The sequence below is a fragment of the Kitasatospora sp. NPDC053308 genome, from assembly GCF_055585785.1.
In genome coordinates, this window is record NZ_JBVJJY010000024.1 from 1 (window position 1) to 16,896 (window position 16,896).

At 74.7% G+C, this 16,896-nt stretch carries 16 protein-coding genes and 1 tRNA gene; 12 read left to right on the top strand and 5 right to left on the bottom strand.

Annotation, left to right across the window (positions count from 1 at the left end; translation table 11 throughout):
- The 3 genes from ACZ6Y7_RS33520 to ACZ6Y7_RS33530 all read left to right on the top strand — a co-directional run.
- The coding region (locus ACZ6Y7_RS33520; RefSeq protein WP_132919430.1) for an acyl-CoA dehydrogenase family protein at positions 1–93 on the top strand (93 nt) is incomplete at its 5' end.
- Between the two features lie 87 nt (positions 94–180).
- A complete protein-coding gene (locus tag ACZ6Y7_RS33525) occupies positions 181–921 on the top strand; it encodes a TetR family transcriptional regulator (RefSeq protein ID WP_465761719.1) in 741 nt (246 codons plus the stop codon).
- 279 nt (positions 922–1,200) lie between these two features.
- Complete coding sequence (locus ACZ6Y7_RS33530; protein ID WP_465761720.1) at positions 1,201–2,571, top strand: chloride channel protein; 1,371 nt, start codon at positions 1,201–1,203, stop codon at positions 2,569–2,571.
- A 174-nt stretch (positions 2,572–2,745) separates the two neighbouring features.
- On the opposite strand, the gene ACZ6Y7_RS33535 is transcribed toward ACZ6Y7_RS33530, so the two are convergent.
- Positions 2,746–2,830 (bottom strand) — tRNA-Leu (locus tag ACZ6Y7_RS33535).
- Positions 2,831–3,132: 302 nt separating this feature from the next.
- On the opposite strand from ACZ6Y7_RS33535, the gene ACZ6Y7_RS33540 reads away from it, so the two are divergent.
- From ACZ6Y7_RS33540 to ACZ6Y7_RS33550, 3 genes are all read left to right on the top strand, one after another.
- Positions 3,133–4,464 (top strand): M20/M25/M40 family metallo-hydrolase, encoded by a 1,332-nt coding sequence (locus ACZ6Y7_RS33540; RefSeq protein WP_465761721.1) that lies wholly within the window; start codon positions 3,133–3,135, stop codon positions 4,462–4,464.
- A 326-nt stretch (positions 4,465–4,790) separates the two neighbouring features.
- A complete protein-coding gene (locus ACZ6Y7_RS33545; protein WP_465761722.1) occupies positions 4,791–5,033 on the top strand; it encodes a chaplin in 243 nt (80 codons plus the stop codon).
- A 379-nt stretch (positions 5,034–5,412) separates the two neighbouring features.
- Positions 5,413–6,258: a chaplin gene (locus tag ACZ6Y7_RS33550; protein WP_465761723.1), complete on the top strand. Its 846-nt coding sequence runs from the start codon at positions 5,413–5,415 to the stop codon at positions 6,256–6,258.
- Positions 6,259–6,400: 142 nt separating this feature from the next.
- Here the strand turns inward: ACZ6Y7_RS33550 and ACZ6Y7_RS33555 are convergent, their stop codons facing one another.
- Entirely contained in the window at positions 6,401–6,610 is a 210-nt protein-coding gene (locus ACZ6Y7_RS33555; RefSeq protein ID WP_224285495.1) for a DUF5703 family protein, read from the bottom strand.
- Between the two features lie 364 nt (positions 6,611–6,974).
- Here ACZ6Y7_RS33555 and ACZ6Y7_RS33560 point away from each other — a divergent pair, with 364 nt between their 5' ends.
- Positions 6,975–7,580, top strand: coding sequence for a hypothetical protein (locus ACZ6Y7_RS33560; RefSeq protein ID WP_465761724.1), 606 nt, complete (start codon positions 6,975–6,977; stop codon positions 7,578–7,580).
- A 151-nt stretch (positions 7,581–7,731) separates the two neighbouring features.
- Here the strand turns inward: ACZ6Y7_RS33560 and ACZ6Y7_RS33565 are convergent, their stop codons facing one another.
- Together ACZ6Y7_RS33565 and ACZ6Y7_RS33570 are read right to left on the bottom strand one after the other, a co-directional pair.
- Complete coding sequence (locus ACZ6Y7_RS33565; RefSeq protein WP_465761725.1) at positions 7,732–9,858, bottom strand: AAA family ATPase; 2,127 nt, start codon at positions 9,856–9,858, stop codon at positions 7,732–7,734.
- 58 nt (positions 9,859–9,916) lie between these two features.
- Positions 9,917–10,897 carry an aldo/keto reductase gene (locus tag ACZ6Y7_RS33570; protein ID WP_465761726.1) on the bottom strand — a complete coding sequence of 327 codons (981 nt, stop codon included), beginning with the start codon at positions 10,895–10,897 and terminating at the stop codon, positions 9,917–9,919.
- 254 nt (positions 10,898–11,151) lie between these two features.
- Here ACZ6Y7_RS33570 and ACZ6Y7_RS33575 point away from each other — a divergent pair, with 254 nt between their 5' ends.
- Positions 11,152–12,198: an LLM class F420-dependent oxidoreductase gene (locus ACZ6Y7_RS33575; protein WP_465761727.1), complete on the top strand. Its 1,047-nt coding sequence runs from the start codon at positions 11,152–11,154 to the stop codon at positions 12,196–12,198.
- A gap of 24 nt (positions 12,199–12,222) precedes the next feature.
- Here the strand turns inward: ACZ6Y7_RS33575 and ACZ6Y7_RS33580 are convergent, their stop codons facing one another.
- On the bottom strand, positions 12,223–13,212 hold the full coding sequence (locus tag ACZ6Y7_RS33580) for a magnesium and cobalt transport protein CorA (protein WP_465761728.1): 990 nt from the start codon (positions 13,210–13,212) through the stop codon (positions 12,223–12,225).
- A gap of 159 nt (positions 13,213–13,371) precedes the next feature.
- Here ACZ6Y7_RS33580 and ACZ6Y7_RS33585 point away from each other — a divergent pair, with 159 nt between their 5' ends.
- From ACZ6Y7_RS33585 to ACZ6Y7_RS33600, 4 genes are all read left to right on the top strand, one after another.
- A complete protein-coding gene (locus ACZ6Y7_RS33585; RefSeq protein WP_465761729.1) occupies positions 13,372–14,064 on the top strand; it encodes a histidine phosphatase family protein in 693 nt (230 codons plus the stop codon).
- 247 nt (positions 14,065–14,311) lie between these two features.
- Positions 14,312–14,881: a DUF3090 domain-containing protein gene (locus ACZ6Y7_RS33590; protein WP_465761730.1), complete on the top strand. Its 570-nt coding sequence runs from the start codon at positions 14,312–14,314 to the stop codon at positions 14,879–14,881.
- A 44-nt stretch (positions 14,882–14,925) separates the two neighbouring features.
- On the top strand, positions 14,926–15,723 hold the full coding sequence (locus ACZ6Y7_RS33595; RefSeq protein WP_465761806.1) for an SCO1664 family protein: 798 nt from the start codon (positions 14,926–14,928) through the stop codon (positions 15,721–15,723).
- 230 nt (positions 15,724–15,953) lie between these two features.
- Entirely contained in the window at positions 15,954–16,883 is a 930-nt protein-coding gene (locus tag ACZ6Y7_RS33600) for a helix-turn-helix transcriptional regulator (RefSeq protein ID WP_465761731.1), read from the top strand.
- Positions 16,884–16,896: the final 13 nt, after the last annotated feature.

Here is a 16,896-nt window from a genome sequence, read left to right on the forward strand (position 1 = left end):
GTGGAGCGGATGATGCGGGACGCGAAGATCACGCAGATCTACGAGGGCACCAACCAGGTCCAGCGCATCGTGATGGCCCGCAACCTCCCGTAGCCCGTGTGACCTGCACCGACGGCCGGCCGCCAGGGCGCGGCCCGGCCGTCGGTGTCACCGCGGTGCGCCGGTGTTAGGTTCCGGAGAATGAGCGAGAAGGAAGAGCAGGACCTGCCCATGAACGACGGGCCCAACAAGCCCGCGATGCGCGAGGCGTTGGTGGCCGCGGCCTTCGAGCTCTTCCTGGAGCGCGGCTTCGAACAGACCACCATCGACGACATCGTGTCGCTGGCCGGCGTCGGCCGGCGCTCCTTCTTCCGCTACTTCCCGGCGAAGGAGGACGTGGTCTTCCCCGACCACGAGCGCAGCCTCGCCGAGATGACGGAGTTCCTGGAGTCCGGCAGCGGCGAGGAGGACCCGGTCAAGCACGCCTGCGACGCGGCCCGCCTGGTCCTGCGGATGTACGCCGAGCAGCCCTCCTTCTCCGTCCAGCGCTACCGGCTGACCCGCAAGGTGCCGGGCCTGCGGGCGTACGAGCTGTCGGTGGTCTGGCGCTACGAGCACACCCTGGCCGCCTACCTGCGCGACCGCTTCGCCGACCGCCCGGACGGCCCGCTGCGGGCGGACGTCATCGCCGCGGCCGTCGTCGCCGCGCACAACCACGCCCTGCGCACCTGGCTGCGCTCGGGCGGGGAGAGCGACTGGGTGGCGGAGGTGGACGCCGCGATGGCCTTCGTCACCGGCACCTGGAGCGACCGCCCGTCCGAGACCGCCGGGGAGGGCGAGTCCGACGAGGTGGTCGTCCTGGTCGCCAGCCGGCGGGCTCCGCTGTGGCGGATGGTCCAGGGCATCGAGAGCGCCCTGGGCGACGGGACCCGACAGGTCTGAGCGGCCCGCCCGGCACGTTTCGCCGGGCCGCCGCGCTCGCCGGGTGGCGCTCGGCGGGGCCGCCGCGCTTCGCCGGGTCGCCGTGTTCGTCGGGCCGCGCTCGGACGGCCCGGGCCCATGCCCCCGGGCCGTCCGCCGTGCTCACCCGTCCGGCGGCACCGTGCTGCGGCCGGGCCCGGTCCGCGGCCCGCGCGCCGTGCGGGGCTCCCGGCCCCGGGCGAGACTCGGTCGCAGGACGGGCCCCGGACGGCGGCGGCCCGGGAGCGCGAAGGAGCGGCCATGCCGGGGACGCCCCCGCAGCCCGACGGCGGTCCGACCCTGCGCGCGGTGCTGCTGCGCAAGGGCTACCTCGGCCTGCTGCTGGTCTCGGCGCTGGTCGGCATCCCGGTCTCGCTGGCCGCCTTCGGCTTCGTCGGCCTGGAGCACCAACTCCAGCACTGGATCTGGGAGAGCCTGCCGGAGACCGCCGGCTACCGCCGCGCCCCCTGGTGGTGGCCGTTGCCCGCGCTGCTGCTGGCCGGACTGCTGCTCGCCCCGGTCCTCACCCGGCTGCCCGGGCACGGCGGGCACGTCCCGGTGGACGGGTTCGGCGGCACGCCCACCCCGCCGAGGGCCGTCCCCGGCGTGGTGCTGGCCGCACTCGCCTGCCTGCCGCTCGGCGCGGTGCTCGGCCCGGAGGCACCCCTGATGGCGCTCGGCGGCGGGCTCGCCCTGCTCTCCGTCCGCTCCGCCAGGCGCGCCGAACGGCCGCAGCTGGTCGCGGTGTTGGGCACGGCGGGCGCGGCCGCCGCGATCTCCACCATCTTCGGCAGCCCGCTGGTGGCCGCGGTGATGCTGATCGAGGCGGCCGGGCTGGGCGGCCCGCAGCTGATCGCGCTGATCCTGCCCAGCCTGCTGGCCAGTGGCATCGGCGCCCTGGTGTTCACCGGCTTCGGACACTGGACCGGCCTGGCGACCGGTGCGCTCTCCCTTCCGCACGTGCCCACCAGCGGCCCTCCCGATCCGGGCGACTTCCTCTGGGGTGTCCCGCTCGCCGCGGCCGTCGCCCTGGTCTGCGTGGCCGGGCAGACGCTCGGGCGGCGAGTCAAGGCCTACACCGCGGCGGACACCGCCCGGGCGACCGGCGTCCGCACGGTGCTGTGCGCGGTCGCCGTCGGCGGCTTCCTCGCGCTCTACGCCCTGCTCACCGACCGCTCGCCGGAGGAGGCCGCGCTCTCCGGCCAGGCCACCCTCGGCGCACTGGCCGCCGACCCGGCCGCCTGGCCGATCGGTGCGCTGCTGGCCCTCGTGCTCTGCAAGGGCCTCGGCTGGTCGGTCGCGCTCGGCAGCCTGCGCGGCGGCCCGATCTTCCCGGCGCTTCTGCTCGGCGCCGCGCTCGGCGTGGCCTGCGCACCGCTGCCCGGCTTCGGCACCGCACCCGCCCTGGCCGTCGGACTGGCCGCCTCCGGAGCCGCCGTCACCCGCCTGCCGGTCACCGGCGCCGTCCTCACCACCGCCCTCCTCGGCGCCGAGGCGGCCAACGTGATGCCCCTGCTGATCGTGGCCACGGTGACGGCGTTCATCACCGGCGAGGCACTCCGCGGCCGCCGGGAGCGGCACCGGCCGGGGGCCGACCGGGCCGAAGCGGCCGGGGCCGGCCCGCCTCCGTGACGTCGGCCGCCCCGAGGTAGCGCTCGATCTGCCGCCGGTCCTCCGCCAACCGCAGTCAGGGGCGCCGCAGTTGGGGCGGATCCCGGCCGGCAGGCGGATCGGCCCGGCACGCCGGCCGAACCCACCGTGGCCCGAAACGAAAAGAACCCCAGACGAATCTGGGGTTCCTGCCGGTGTCCGAGGGGGGACTTGAACCCCCACGCCCGATAAAGGGCACTAGCACCTCAAGCTAGCGCGTCTGCCATTCCGCCACCCGGACCGGGTGTCGTCCTCGCGGCTTCCGATCTCTCGTCCGTCGCGCTGACAGATGTAACTGTAGCAAAGATCGGCTTGGGCTCCCAAAACGGTTTCCGGGCCGGGGGCTGACCGGGGGCGGGCCGGGTGACGGGAGCAAGGGCGGGCCTGTGACGGGGGCGTGACCAGGGGGTTTCGGGGACGTGCGGGGGGTGGATCCGGGTCGGGGGCTGGGGGAGGATGGACGGACGTGCTCGTACGGCCCGGGTGCAGGTCCCGGGGGTGGCGCGCTGGTGCGTCGGTGCGGGCCAGAGACGAGGAGTGACCGTGAGCGAGCGGAGCGAGTCGACGGCGCCGAGGGTGACGGCTGAGTCGGAGGTCGCCGGGATCTGTCGCGATCTGATCCGGATCGACACCAGCAACTACGGCGACGGCTCCGGCCCGGGCGAGCGCAAGGCGGCCGAGTACGTCGCCGAGCAGCTCGCCGAGTTCGGGGTCGAGCCCCAGATCTTCGAGTCGGCCAAGGGCCGGGCCTCGACGGTGGTGCGGATCGAGGGCGAGGACCGCTCCCGCCCGGGCCTGCTGATCCACGGCCACACCGACGTGGTGCCCGCCAACGCCGCGGACTGGACGTACGACCCGTTCGCCGGCGAGATCGCCGACGGCTGCGTCTGGGGCCGCGGCGCGGTCGACATGAAGGACATGGACGCGATGACCCTCGCGGTCATCCGCGACCGACTGCGCACCGGGCGCAAGCCCCCGCGCGACATCGTGCTGGCCTTCCTCGCGGACGAGGAGGCCGGCGGCACCTTCGGCGCGCGGTTCCTGGTGGACAAGCACCCCGGGCTGTTCGAGGGCGTGACCGAGGCGATCGGTGAGGTCGGCGGCTTCTCCTTCACCGTCAACGACCAGGTGCGCCTCTACCTGGTGGAGACGGCCGAGAAGGGCATGCACTGGATGCGCCTGACGGTCGAGGGCCGGGCCGGGCACGGCTCGATGGAGAACGACGACAACGCGATCACCGAGCTGTGCGAGGCGGTCGCCCGCCTCGGCCGCCACCAGTTCCCGCTGCGGATCACCAAGACCGTCCGGGCCTTCCTGGACGAGCTGTCGGACGCGCTCGGGGTCGAGCTGGACCCGGAGAACATGGACGAGACGCTGCGCGTGCTCGGCGGCATCGCCAAGATGATCGGCACCACCCTGCGCAACACCGCCCAGCCGACCATGCTCGGTGCCGGCTACAAGGTGAACGTGATCCCCGGTCAGGCCACCGCGCACGTGGACGGCCGCTTCCTGCCGGGCTACGAGGAGGAGTTCCTGGCGGAGCTGGACAGCGTGCTCGGCCCGCGCGTGAAGCGCGAGAGCCTGCACTCGGACAAGGCGATCGAGACCGGGTTCGACGGCGCGCTGGTCGAGGCGATGCAGACCGCGCTGCGGGCGGAGGACCCGATCGCCCGCGCGGTGCCGTACTGCCTGTCGGGCGGGACGGACGCCAAGTCCTTCCAGGACCTGGGGATCCGCTGCTTCGGCTTCGCGCCGCTGCAGCTGCCGCCGGAGCTGGACTTCGCCGGGATGTTCCACGGCGTGGACGAGCGGGTGCCGGTGGACGGCCTGAAGTTCGGCGTCCGGGTGCTGGACCGGTTCATCGACGCCTGCTGACCGGATGCCTCCTCGTCGGGCGCGTCCTCGTCGGACGCCTCCTCGTCGGACGCCTCGTGATCGGACGTCTGCTGATCAGACGACTGGGTCGGCCCGCTCCCGGGATGCCGGGGGCGGGCCGACCGCATTGTCGGAGCGGATGATTGTGGGACGGGGTCAGGGAGATCAAGAGAAACGATTCTGCCCTGAAATCCAAGTCGACCATATGTGCGAGAGCTCACCGTTGCGAGTGAATGGGAAATCCGTTCCGTACCCCGTTTGGCCGCAGCGTCGTTCATCCCTGTGCAGCCCGCCGAACGGGTTGCGTTGTCCATACAGGAGGAATGATGAAGGTCAAGAAGATCGCCGCCGTCGCCGCCGCCACCGGTGGCCTGGTCCTCGCCGCCGCCGGTGTGGCGTCCGCTCACGGCGGTGCCGGTGCCGAGGGTGCGGCGCTGGGCTCCCCGGGCATCGCTTCCGGGAACCTGGTCCAGGTCCCGGTGCACATTCCGGTGAACGCCTGCGGCAACACCATCAGTGTGATCGGCGTGCTGAACCCGGCGTTCGGCAACCACTGCGCCAACTTCTGAGCCGACCTCCGGGCCCCTGGGGCCTGTTGAGTGGACTCGACCCGGCCCCCGGGCGGCGGACGCGCCGCACCGGGGGCCTTCGCGTGTCCGACCGGGCTCGGACCGGGCACGGACCGCTCCTGGACCGGTCCCGGACCGGTCTTCGACCGGCCCGGATACACCATCGACGACATGGTCGCTCGATCGGGTGAAGTTGCCGCAATCGGCCCAACCTCCCCGTTTGCCCCTCGTTAACTCCTGTGCAGCCGAAGGCCTTGCGTGATTTACGGATGTATCAAAATTCCGACTTTCATAAGGTTCACGTCAAGCGTCACTATCTCGTCTCGAAACGTCAGGGGAAAATATGAGGAATGTAGCCAAGAAGGGGATCCTCACGGCCGTGGCCACCGGCAGTGTGCTGGCCTCGACCGCCGGCTACGCCTACGCGGGCGCCGAGGCGCAGGGGGGTGCGGCCGGGTCGCCGGGCGTCGCCTCGGGCAACTCCGTGCAGGTGCCGGTCGAGGTGCCGATCAACGCCTGCGGCAACACGGTCGACGTGGTCGGTGCGCTGAACCCGTCGTTCGGCAACCACTGCGCCAACGTCAGCGGCGGTCGTCACGCGGCGCCCCAGGGCGGCCAGTCCGGCTGGGCCGGCGGCACCGACGGCTCCGGCGCCGGCGGGAACCGGGGCACCACGGCCTCGGGCTCCTCCGCCTCCGGCACCGCCGCCCATTCGCCGGGCGTCGCCTCCGGCAACAGCGTCCAGGCCCCGGTGCACGTCCCGATCAACGCCTGCGGCAACTCCGTCAACGTGGTCGGCGTCGGCAACCCGGCCTTCGGCAACGGCTGCGGCAACGTGGCGCAGCCCGCGCCGGCCCCGGCCCCGAAGCCGAGCGACGACTGCCCCGAGGGCAGCCACCCGACCCAGCCCCCGGCCACCACCCCGCCGCAGACCGGCGGCGAGACCACCCCGGGCATCCCGCGCAACGGCGGCCCGTCCACCGGGACGCCGACCACCCCGACCAGCGCCCCGGCCGCGCCGACCGCGAAGGGCGCCCCGAGCGTCCAGGCCGTTCCGGTCGCCGACCGCACGACGGCCCCGGCCGCCACCGCGCCGGGCGCCCCCGTCGGCAGCCAGCTGGCCTCCACCGGTGCCGGCGACGTCGAGCTGCTCGGTGCGGCCGGCCTCGCGCTGCTGCTCGGCGGCGGCGTGCTCTACCGCCGCGCCCGCGCCGGGGCCCGCTGACCGGCTGAACCGCGCGCCCCACCCGGGGCCGCGCGCACCCGCCGTGGAGACGACGCACCCGCGGTCGCCCGGACGTCCGGGCGACCGCGGGTGCGTGGGGCTTCGGTGCCGGCCCCCGGCGCGGTGCGGCGCGCGCCGCCCCTCACCAGCTCCGGACCTGGCGGATGATCCTCCGCTTGAGCCGGACCGTCCGGCTGCCGTCGGGGAACAGCCTCAGCCGGTCGAGCTCCCAGTGCCCGTACTCGGCGTGCTCGGTGAGTAGTTGGCGGGCCGCGTTGCGCGTCGTCCCGCGCGGCATGCGCAGCGACTGGTACTCGTACTCCGGCTGCCGGACCGGCTTGCGTGGGGTCAAAACGCTCCTCCTGGGGGATCACCTTCGGGCAAGCCTACGGCCTGCCGCGGACAGTCGGCCCGGGTATTTCCGGCCGTCCTCCCGTGCGGAAAGGGCGGTCCGGGGGCCCGTGACCCGGCGGGTCGACTGACAGTGCATCAGTTCTGGTGCCGTTGTGGACGGGATACCCCGATCCCGGCGCACGAAGCGGGGTCAGGACGGCCCCGCCGGGCCCGGCGCGCGCCCTCTGCGCCCGTTCCGCGCCGGTGCCGCAGGGGGACGTACGTGTGCAGATCGGACATCACGGGGGAAGTTGCGGTGAAATCGCGGGTGTAGGTGACAACCGCTGTGCGTACCGCCGCCGCGGGGAGATAGCGTCTGCACCATGTCTGATGCCGCGCAGCCCACCATTGCCGAGGTACGCGCCGCCGCTGAGGCGGTCAAGGCCGCCATCGACCGTCATCTGGAAGCGGTGTCAAGCCCCAACGCAGCCGATGATCCCGCCGTGTCCGCCGCCTACGAGCAGCTCGCGACGGCGGCCATCGCCTACGACCAGCTCCTGTACGAGGCCTACGACGAGGTCACCCCCTTCGAGATTCCCGGGGACGAGGGGCCCGGCGGGTGCCACGGCCCCGAACAGCCCGAGGCGATCAGCGTGTTGATCCGCCGCGACTACCACGTCGTCGACCCCGAGCGGTTGCGCGCCCAGGCCGAGCGGCTGGACGAGTCGCTGACCCCGGGCGGCGCCGGCGCGAGCGGGGTGAACGCCGCGATCGGCGTGCTGTTCGGAGAGTACGAACCGGACGAGATCGCCGCCCGCAGCGAGGAGTTCGGCCTGGAGGAGGCCGACTCCACGCTCTGGGTCGCGGCCGCCGAACCGACCGAGCCGGGGGAGTGGCTGCCGGAGCCCTTCGAGCACGCCGATCCCCGGCTGCTGATCTGCCGGTTCGACGTGAGCGAGGTCTACGACGACGAGGACCCGGACGACTGACCCGTCCGGGACGGACGACGGGCGGGCCCCACGACCAGTGGGGGCCCGCCCGTCGCGCGTCCGCCTCGGCGGGACGAGCCCCGGCGGGACCGGCCTCCGGGCCTCCGGGGTCCGGACCCTCCGGGGGCACTGGGGCTCCGCTGCCCCGGGCTCAGTACACCGAGCCGGCGTTCTCGGCGAGGACCGCCCGCAGCCGGGTGGTGCGCGGCTGCGCCGGGCGCTCGGCGACGGCCTGGACGAGCGCCGGGCCCGCCGCGTGCACCACGGACAGGTGCCGCTCGCCCCGGCCGAAGGCGGTGTAGACCCACTGCCGGGTGAGCGCCGGCGCGGCGTCCTCCGGGAGCACCACCACCGCGCCCGGCCAGCGGCGGCCGAGGGCCTGGTGGACCGTCAGTGCCCAGCCGTGCCGCAGCCGGGAGGCTTCGGCCGGCGGGACCGTCCGGCGCGAGCCGTCCGCGTACTCCAGGTGCAGACCGGTGGCGTCGCCGTCCAGCACCCTGGCCGGCCGGGTGATGCCGGGCGCGGGGGAGTCGACCACCCGGTCCCCCGGGTCGAAGCCCGCGAACCGGCCCGGGCCGGGGTTGAGCCGGGCCTTCGCGGCGGCGTTCAGCGCCCGGGTGCCGGCCGCGCCGCCGTGGCCGGGGGTGAGCAGCACCACCTGCTCGGCGGGGATGCCGAGGGCGCGCGGGATGGAGTCGGTGAGCAGCTGGACGGCCCGGTGGACGGCCTCGCCGGCGTCCTTGGCGGTCAGGATGACCACCTCCCTGTCCGGGGCCTCGACCTGCGGGAGCTCGCCGATGCCGACCCCGGAGACCAGCTCGCCGATCGGTCCGAAGTCCGGGGTGCGGGAGGCGACCGCCGGGCAGACCTTGGCGGCGAGCAGGTCGGCGAAGAAGCGGCCGGGCCCGGCGGACCAGAGCTGGCCCGGGTCGCCGCTGAGCACCAGCCGGGTGCCGTCGGCGAGCGACTCCAGGACGTTCGCGGCCAGTTCGACGTCCAGCAGCGGGGCGTCCAGGACGACCAGGAGGTCCAGCGCGAGCGTGCCGTCCGGCGCGCGGCCGGGGCCGGCGGTGCCGGAGAGCAGCTCGGCGAGGGTGACCACGGGGACGCCCGCGCCGGCCGTGCCGCCCCCGGCCGTCCCGCCCTCGGCGAGCGCGGCGAAGGAGTCCCGGCCCTGGTCGGTCCAGGTGGCGGCCCAGGCCCGCAGCCCGAGGCCCCGGGCTGCGGCGATCAGCGCGGCCGGTTCGGCGCGGGCCGCCTCGCCGCCGGTGTGCAGCACCAGCGCGCTGTCGGCGACGGCGCGGATCAGGGCGGTGGCGGAGGAGGACGGCGCGGCCTCGGCGGCGGCCTCCCAGGCGGCGGGGGAGCTGTTCTCCCCGGCTTCCTCGGCCGCGTCCTCGGCCGCGTCCTCGGCCGTGCCCGCAGCCGCGTCCCCGCCCGGGGCGAAGGTGGCCATCAGCTGGAGCAGCTTCTCGGCGAGGCTGACCTCCGCCATCGCCAGCCCCTCCAGCGCGAGCAGGGTCCGGGTCGGGGCCTCCTCCTCGTCGTCGCTCTGCGCGCTGCGCCCCTCGGCCCCGGTCAGTTCCTCCTGGAAGGGCAGCACCTGCCCGTCCTCCACGGCGGCCGTGATCGCGCCGGCCGGGTCGGGCACGCGGAGGCGGCCGAGCTCGGCCGCCACCTCGTCGAGCTCCAGGGCGGAGTCCCCGCGCAGGGACGCCTGGGTCAGCAGCCAGAGCACCAGGGCGTGGGCGCGGCGGGGGTCCTCGGGCCGGGCGTCGGCGCCGAGCAGGCCCCGGGCGAAGCCGTCCGCGTGCTCCGGGCGGACACCGGGCAGGCCGAGCACCGCCCACGGGTCCTCGCGCAGCCGCTCGGCGGCGTCGCCGCCGAGGGCGGCCACGGCGGGCGCCGCGAGGTCGGCGGGTGCGCCGCCGGCGGCCAGCACCTCGGCGACGGCCCGGAGCGTGCCGGCGTCCACCGGAGCGGGCGTGGCGGCCCGGGCAGGGGTGGGTGCGGCCGGACGGGGCGCGGCGGACGTCCGGGCCGGGACCTGGGTCGGCACCCGCGGTTCGACGGCCTCCGGGGGCGTGTCGGCTTCGTCAGCCCCGTCAGCCTCGGCGGCTTCCTCGGCCTCCGGCCCGGCCGTCGGCTCGGGGAGTTCGACCGGCGGCGGCGTGCCCGGCGACTTGAACGGCGCCATCCCCCGGATCTGCTCCGCCAGCTGCGCGAACTTCGCAGCCTTCTCGGCGTCCCCCGGAGCGCCGTTGCCCGTGTCACTCATCGTCGTCCGCTCCAAGGTCACTCCACTGCGCGTTCTGCTCGGCGATCCGGCCCGGGCCTCACAGCTCGGTCCACCCCTGGTCCGGGTAGCGGTGCACGGGCGAGGAGATGTCGTCCAGCGCACCGCGGATCTCACCCGGAAGCGTAAGCGCCTCCACCGACAGCGCCGCCTGCAGCTGGGCGGCCGTCCGCGCCCCGACCAGCGCACTCGCCACCCCCGGCCGGTCCCTGACCCACGCCAGGGCGACCGCCAGCGGGCTGCTGGCGAGCCCGTCGGCGGCGGTGGCGAGGGCGTCGACGATCCGCCGCGAGCGGTCCCCGAGGTACGGCTGGACGAAGCCCGCCAGGTACGCCGAGGCGCCGCGCGAGTCCTGCGGGACGCCGTGCCGGTACTTGCCGGTGAGCACCCCGCGGCCGAGCGGCGAGCCGGCCAGCACCCCGGTCCCGGCGTCCAGTGCGGCGGGCAGCGCCTCCCGCTCGATCCCGCGCTGCAGCAGCGAGTACTCCAGCTGCGCCGCCGCCAGCGGCACCCGCCCGTGGTGGGCGCGCTGCCAGGTGGCGGCCTTCGCGAGCTGCCAGCCGCTGAAGTCGCAGACCCCGACGTAGCGGGCGCGCCCCGAGGCGACGGCGATGTCGAGGGCGCTGAGCGTCTCCTCGACCGGGGTGGCCGGGTCGAAGGAGTGCACCTGCCAGAGGTCGACGTAGTCGGTGCCGAGGCGGCGCAGCGAGGCGTCCAGGGCGGCGAGCAGGTGGCCGCGCGAGCCGTCGAAGCGGCGGGCGGAGCCGGGGACGCTGCCGGCCTTGGTGGCGATGACGAGTTCGGAGCGGGGGACCAGGTTGTCGGTGAGCCGGGAGAGCAGGTACTCGGCGCCGCCGTCGGCGTACACGTCGGCGGTGTCGACCAGGTTCCCGCCGGCGTCGACGAACTCCTTGAGCTGCTCGGCGGCCTCGTGTTCGTCGGTGTCGCGGCCCCAGGTCATGGTGCCGAGGCCGAGCCGGGAGACCTGCAGACCGGTGCGGCCGAGGTGACGCTGTTCCATCGGAGGGGCCCTCCAGTGGCCGGTGGCCGCGGGAGCCCCGGCAGCCCTGTGAACGCGCAGGTGGGGAGAGTGGTCCCCACCTCGGCTGAGCGTAGCGGCCGGGCGCGCGGACGGATGTGAAGACCCGCAGGAGGATCACCGGCGGACGCCGTGGGGCCGCTGTGACCCAGCCCACCACTACCCGTCAGTAGCATGTCCGGCGCGGGCGCGGTTACCCTCGGCCCGACCCCCAAACCCACTGGAAGGTGCGGCAGATGCGACTCGGGATCAACCTCGGCTACTGGGGACTCGGCATGGACGCCGACAACATCGCCGTGGCCCAGGAGGCGGACCGGCTCGGCTACGCGGTCTGCTGGGCGGCGGAGGCGTACGGCTCGGACGCCGCGACGGTGCTCAGCTACGTCGCCGCGAAGACCGAGCGGATCGACGTCGGCTCGGCCATCTTCCAGATCCCGGCCCGCACCCCGGCCATGACGGCGATGACCGCGGCGACGTTGGACACCCTCTCCGGCGGCAGGTTCCGGCTCGGCCTCGGCGTCTCCGGCCCGCAGGTGTCCGAGGGCTGGTACGGCGTGCGCTTCGACAAGCCGCTGGCCCGCACCCGCGAGTACGTGGAGATCATCCGCAAGGCGATGTCCCGCGAGCGCCTGGTCCACGAGGGCGCGAACTGGACGCTGCCGCTGCCCGGCGGCCCCGGCAAGCCGATCAAGCTCACCGTGCACCCGGTGCGCGAGCACATCCCGCTGTACATCGCCGCGATCGGCCCGAAGAACCTGGAGCTGACCGGCGAGATCGCCGACGGCTGGCTCGGCATCTTCTTCTCGCCCGAGCACGCCGCGATGTCCCTCGACCCGCTGACCGCCGGCCGCGCCAAGAGCGGCAGGACGCTGGAGGGCTTCGACCTCTGCCCGACCGTCAACCTCGCCGTCGGCGAGGACGTCAAGGCCGGGGTGGACGCGCTGCGTTCGTACGCCGCGCTCTACATCGGCGGCATGGGCAGCAAGGAGAAGAACTTCTACAACCAGCTGACCCGGCGGATGGGCTACGAGCAGGCCGCCGACGAGATCCAGGAGAAGTACCTGGCCAAGGACTACGCCGGCGCCGCGGCCGCCGTCCCGCACGACCTGATCGACGCCACCTCGCTGATCGGCGACACCGCCCGGATCGCCGACCGGATGCAGGCCTACGCCGACGCGGGCGTCACCACGCTCACCCTGGCGCCGTCCGGCTTCACCCTGGACGAGCGGATCCGGGCGCTGCGCACGGGCGTCGAGGCGCTGGAGCGCGCCGGCCTGGCGTGACGGCGAGGGGCCGGGAGGGCGGCACTACAGCCAGTCGTGCCGCTTGAACACCCGGTGCAGGACCACGCAGACCACGGCCATCAGCAGCAGCACGGCCGGGTACCCCCAGCGCTGGTGCAGCTCGGGCATGTGGTCGAAGTTCATCCCGTAGACGCCCGCGATCATCGTCGGCACGGCGGCCAGCGCCGCCCAGGCCGAGATCTTCCGCATGTCGTTGTTCTGCTGCACGCTGACCTGCGCCAGGTTGGCGTTGAGGATGTCGGACAGCAGCCGGTCCATGCCGTCCACCTGGTCGTTCACCCGGGCCACGTGGTCGGCGACGTCCCGCAGGTAGGGCGCGGTCTCGGGCCGGACGAAGCGGGTGCCGCGCTCCAGCGCCAGCATCGGCTCCAGGAGCGGGCCGGTGGCGCGGCGCACGGACATCACCTGGCGCTTGTAGCCGTAGATCCGCCCGGCGGTGTCGCGGCCGACCCGGCCGGGGGCGAAGATGTCCGACTCCAGCTCGTCGAGGTCGGCCTGGAGCGCGGTGGCCACGTCCACGTAGCCGTCCACGACGGTGTCGGCGACGGAGTGCAGCACCGAGCTGGGGCCGTAGCGCAGCAGCTCGGGATCCTGCTCCAGCCGGTCCCGCAGGCCGCCGAGCGGGCTGTCCTCGCCGTGCCGGACGGTCATCACGAAGTCCGGGCCGAGGAAGACCATCACCTCGCCGATCGTGACGACGTGCGCGCCGGGGGCGTAGCCGAGGGTCTTCAGGGCGACGAACAGTGAGCCCTGGTAGGCCTCGACCTTGGGGCGCTGGTGGGCGCTGACAGCGTCCTCGACGGCCAGCGGGTGCAGCGCGAACTCCTCGCCGACGTGTTCGAGTTCCTCGGCGGTCGGCTCGAAGAGGCCCATCCAGACGAAGCCGTCCGGGCCGGCCGCGCGGGCGGCGGCCAGCGCGCCGGGCAGATCCTCGGGGGCCTCGATCCGGCGGCCGGCGGCGTAGGCGGCGCAGTGGACGATCATGCGGGCCATTGTCCCCCGATCGCGGCTGCCTACACGGATCCGGTCCGCCGTCCCACCCGGCCGGGACGGCGGACCGCCGGAGGCACCGCCGCGACGGGCGACGGGCGGAGGGCGACCGGACGGTAACCTCCCCCCACGGCCGGGCCGGGAGGCCGTAGGCTAAGCCCCATGCCCACCCTGCTGCTCGTCCGTCACGGCCGCTCCACCGCGAACACCGCCGGGATCCTGGCCGGTTGGACCCCCGGCGTGGACCTCGACGACACCGGGCGCGCCCAGGCCGCCGCGCTGGCCGACCGCCTGGCCCGCGTTCCGCTGGCGCAGGCCGTCAGCAGCCCGCTGGAGCGCTGCCGCCAGACGCTGGAGCCGCTGCTGGCCGCCCGGCCCGAGCTGGCCCCGCCGGCCGAGGACGAGCGGCTGGGGGAGTGCCACTACGGCGAGTGGACCGGCCGTCCGCTGGCCGAGCTGGCCAAGGAGCCGCTCTGGCGCACCGTGCAGGACCACGCGGCCGCCGCGGCCTTCCCCGGCGGCGAGTCGCTGCGCGAGCTGAGCCACCGCACGGTGAGCGCGGTGCGCGAGTGGAACGCGAAGATCGCCGCCGAGCACGGCGAGGACGCGGTCTGGATCGCCTGCTCGCACGGCGACGTGATCAAGGCGGTGGTGGCCGACGCGCTCGGCCTGCACCTGGACCACTTCCAGCGGATCAGCGTCGAGCCCTGCTCGGTCACCGCGATCCGCTACACCCCGCACCGGCCCTTCGTGCTGAGAATGGGCGACACCGGCGACCTCGACTCGCTGGCGCCGAAGGCCGGTCCGGCCCCGGCCACTCCGGCCGGTGACGCGGTGGTCGGCGGCACCGCCTGAGCCGTGCGCGGCCCCCGCGGCCCCCTCGCGCGGCCCCCGGGCCGCGCCGCCGCCGGACGAACCCGCAGGCGCGAGCCCCGGGCACCCGTCCGGGCGGCACCGCCCCAGCCCCCGAGTGCCACCCCGCCCGCGCCCGTCGGCTCGGCTCCCCGGCCGGAGCCCGGAGGTCGTAGGGTGACTAACGAGTCCGAATACCCGCGATCCCCCCAGCGGATCCGCGCCGACCGACACGATCCGGAGCGAGAGCGTGCCCCGTCAGGTCTTCTTCTACGACCAGCCCGAACGGTTCGTGGCCGGCACCGTCGGCCAGCCCGGTGCCAGGGCGTTCTACCTGCAGGCCAGCGCCCGGGGCCGGATCACCAGTGTGCTGCTGGAGAAGACCCAGGTCGCGGCGCTCGCGGAGCGCATCGAGGAGGTCCTGGACGAGGCGCTGCGGCGCAGCGGCGGCGACGCCGGCATCCCGGCCACCGCGCCGAAGGACCTGCTCGACACCGCGCCGCTGGACCTGCCGCTGGAGCAGGAGTTCCGGGTCGGCACCATGGCCCTGGCCTGGGACAGCGTGGACGGCTGCCTGGTGGTCGAGGCGCAGGCGCTGGTCGAGGACGAGGACGAGGAGGAGGCCGCCGAGGCTGTCTTCACCGACGACGACACCGGCCCGGACATGCTGCGGGTGCGGCTGTCGGGCGCGATGGCCCGGGTGTTCGCCAAGCGCGCGCTGGACCTGGTCGCGGCCGGCCGCAAGCCGTGCCCGTTCTGCAACCTGCCGCTCGACCCGGAGGGCCACCTGTGCCCGCGCGCGAACGGCTACCGGCGCTGAACACCGAGACCCCGCCGCAGGCCGACCCGGGCGCCGCCGCCGCACTGGCCGCCGACGTGCCCACCGCCCTCGCGCTGCTGCGCCGGGGCGAGCTGACCGTGCACGGCCGGCTCACCGACGCCTCCAACGCCGCGCTGTACTGCACGGTCGCGCACGGCTCGCTGAGCGCGCAGGCCGTCTACAAGCCGGTGGCCGGCGAGCGCCCGCTCTGGGACTTCCCGGACGGCACGCTGGCCGGGCGCGAGGTCGCCGCGTACGAGCTGTCCGCCGCGACCGGCTGGGCGCTGATCCCGCCCACGGTGCTGCGCGACGGCCCGCACGGGCCCGGCATGGTGCAGCTGTGGGTCGAACCGGACCCGGGCGCCGAGCCGCTGCTCGCGCTGCAGGACCCGCGCGGCCCCGAGGAGGGCTGGCTGCCGATCGTCCGGGCCGAGGTCGAGGGCGGGCGCACCGCGCTGCTGGTGCACCCCGACGACCGGCGGCTGCGCCGGCTCGCCGTCCTGGACGCGGTGCTCAACAACGCCGACCGCAAGGGCGGCCACCTGATCCCCGCCGCCGACGGCCGGGTGTACGGCATCGACCACGGCGTCACCTTCAACACCGAGGGCAAGCTGCGCACCCTGCTGTGGGGTTGGGCGGGCGATCCGCTGCCCGCCGAGGCGCTGGAGATGCTCACCCGGCTGGCCGGGCAGCTGGACGGCGAGCTGGCCGAACGCCTCGCCCCGCACCTGACCGAGGCGGAGCTGGACGCCACCCGGGCCCGGGTCGCCGAGCTGCGCGGCTCCGGGCGGCACCCACTGCCCTCCCAGGACTGGCCCGCGATCCCCTGGCCGCCGGTGTAGCGTCCGCCGGTTCGGCGAGCTCCCGCGCGTCGGCGGTGGCGGTGACCCGGCGGTGGCGGTGACCCGGCGGTGGCGGTGACCCGACGGCGATGGTGACCCGACGGCGATGGTGACCCGACGGCGATGGTGACGTCACGGCGATGGTGACGTCACGGTGACGGCGACTTCAGGGTGACGGCGACGGTTCGGTGGTCTGGACCTGTCGCCGGAGCAGGTCGCACACTGCTCCGATGGACGCGCGACGGACCACCCCCACCCCCCGAACCACGCCGGACCTGCCGTTGCACCGCCTGCAGGTCCCGCTGCCGCACGTGCTCCCCTTCGCCATCGGCAGCTTCGACGCGATCGGCCCGCTCTCCCGGGCGGGCTTCCCCCACCGGCACTCCTTCCACGAGATCGTCCACGTCACCGGCGGCCGCGGCGCCCACGTCCTGGACCTGGTCCACCGGCCGCTGGAGCCACCGCAGTTGTGCGTGATCACACCCGGCCAGGTGCACTACTGGGCGGACGCCGAGGACCTCACCGGCCGGGTCCTGCTGTTCAACGAGGACTTCCTGCTCGGCCACCCGCAGGACCTCGCCGCCTTACGGGCGCTGGCCGCGCGCCCGGCCCGCGGGCTCGGAGACCAGGCCGGGGCGGTCGGCGCCCTGTTCGCCGACATGGAGCAGGAGTTCCTGACCAGGGCACCCGGCTACCAGGGCGTGCTGCGGGCCAGCCTGCACATCCTGATCGTCCGGGCGCTGCGTGCCTGCGCCCCGGCCGACCGCCCCGCGGTACCCGGCCGCCCGGCCGAAGTCGCCGCCGCCTTCACGCGGTTGATCGCCCGGCCGGGCGGGGGGCGGCGCTCGGTGGCCTCCATCGCCCAGGAACTCGGCGTCTCCCCGGGGCACTTGCAGACCCTGGTGAAGCAGGCCACCGGCCGCACCCCGGGCGGGCTGATCCGCCGGCAGCAGACGCTGGAGGCCAAGCGGCTGCTCGCCTGCACGGATCGGACGATCCGCCAGGTCGCCAAGGAGGCGGGCTTCGCGGATCCGGCGTACTTCTGCCGCTTCTTCCGGCGGGAGACCGGGATGACGCCGGGGGAGTTCCGGGCCAGGGTCGACGGAAATCACCACGATCCCCGGATCATGTCCATCGCGGTGGCGCCGGACGGCCCGTAGTTTTGCTGGCGGC

Coding starts and splice junctions, on each gene's coding strand:
- ACZ6Y7_RS33525 (WP_465761719.1), top strand. CDS start 181: ATGAGCGAGAAGGAAGAGCAGGACCTGCCCATGAACGACGGGCCCAAC.
- ACZ6Y7_RS33530 (WP_465761720.1), top strand. CDS start 1,201: ATGCCGGGGACGCCCCCGCAGCCCGACGGCGGTCCGACCCTGCGCGCG.
- ACZ6Y7_RS33545 (WP_465761722.1), top strand. CDS start 4,791: ATGAAGGTCAAGAAGATCGCCGCCGTCGCCGCCGCCACCGGTGGCCTG.
- ACZ6Y7_RS33560 (WP_465761724.1), top strand. CDS start 6,975: ATGTCTGATGCCGCGCAGCCCACCATTGCCGAGGTACGCGCCGCCGCT.
- ACZ6Y7_RS33565 (WP_465761725.1), bottom strand. CDS start 9,858: ATGAGTGACACGGGCAACGGCGCTCCGGGGGACGCCGAGAAGGCTGCG.
- ACZ6Y7_RS33570 (WP_465761726.1), bottom strand. CDS start 10,897: ATGGAACAGCGTCACCTCGGCCGCACCGGTCTGCAGGTCTCCCGGCTC.
- ACZ6Y7_RS33575 (WP_465761727.1), top strand. CDS start 11,152: ATGCGACTCGGGATCAACCTCGGCTACTGGGGACTCGGCATGGACGCC.
- ACZ6Y7_RS33580 (WP_465761728.1), bottom strand. CDS start 13,212: ATGGCCCGCATGATCGTCCACTGCGCCGCCTACGCCGCCGGCCGCCGG.
- ACZ6Y7_RS33585 (WP_465761729.1), top strand. CDS start 13,372: ATGCCCACCCTGCTGCTCGTCCGTCACGGCCGCTCCACCGCGAACACC.
- ACZ6Y7_RS33600 (WP_465761731.1), top strand. CDS start 15,954: ATGGACGCGCGACGGACCACCCCCACCCCCCGAACCACGCCGGACCTG.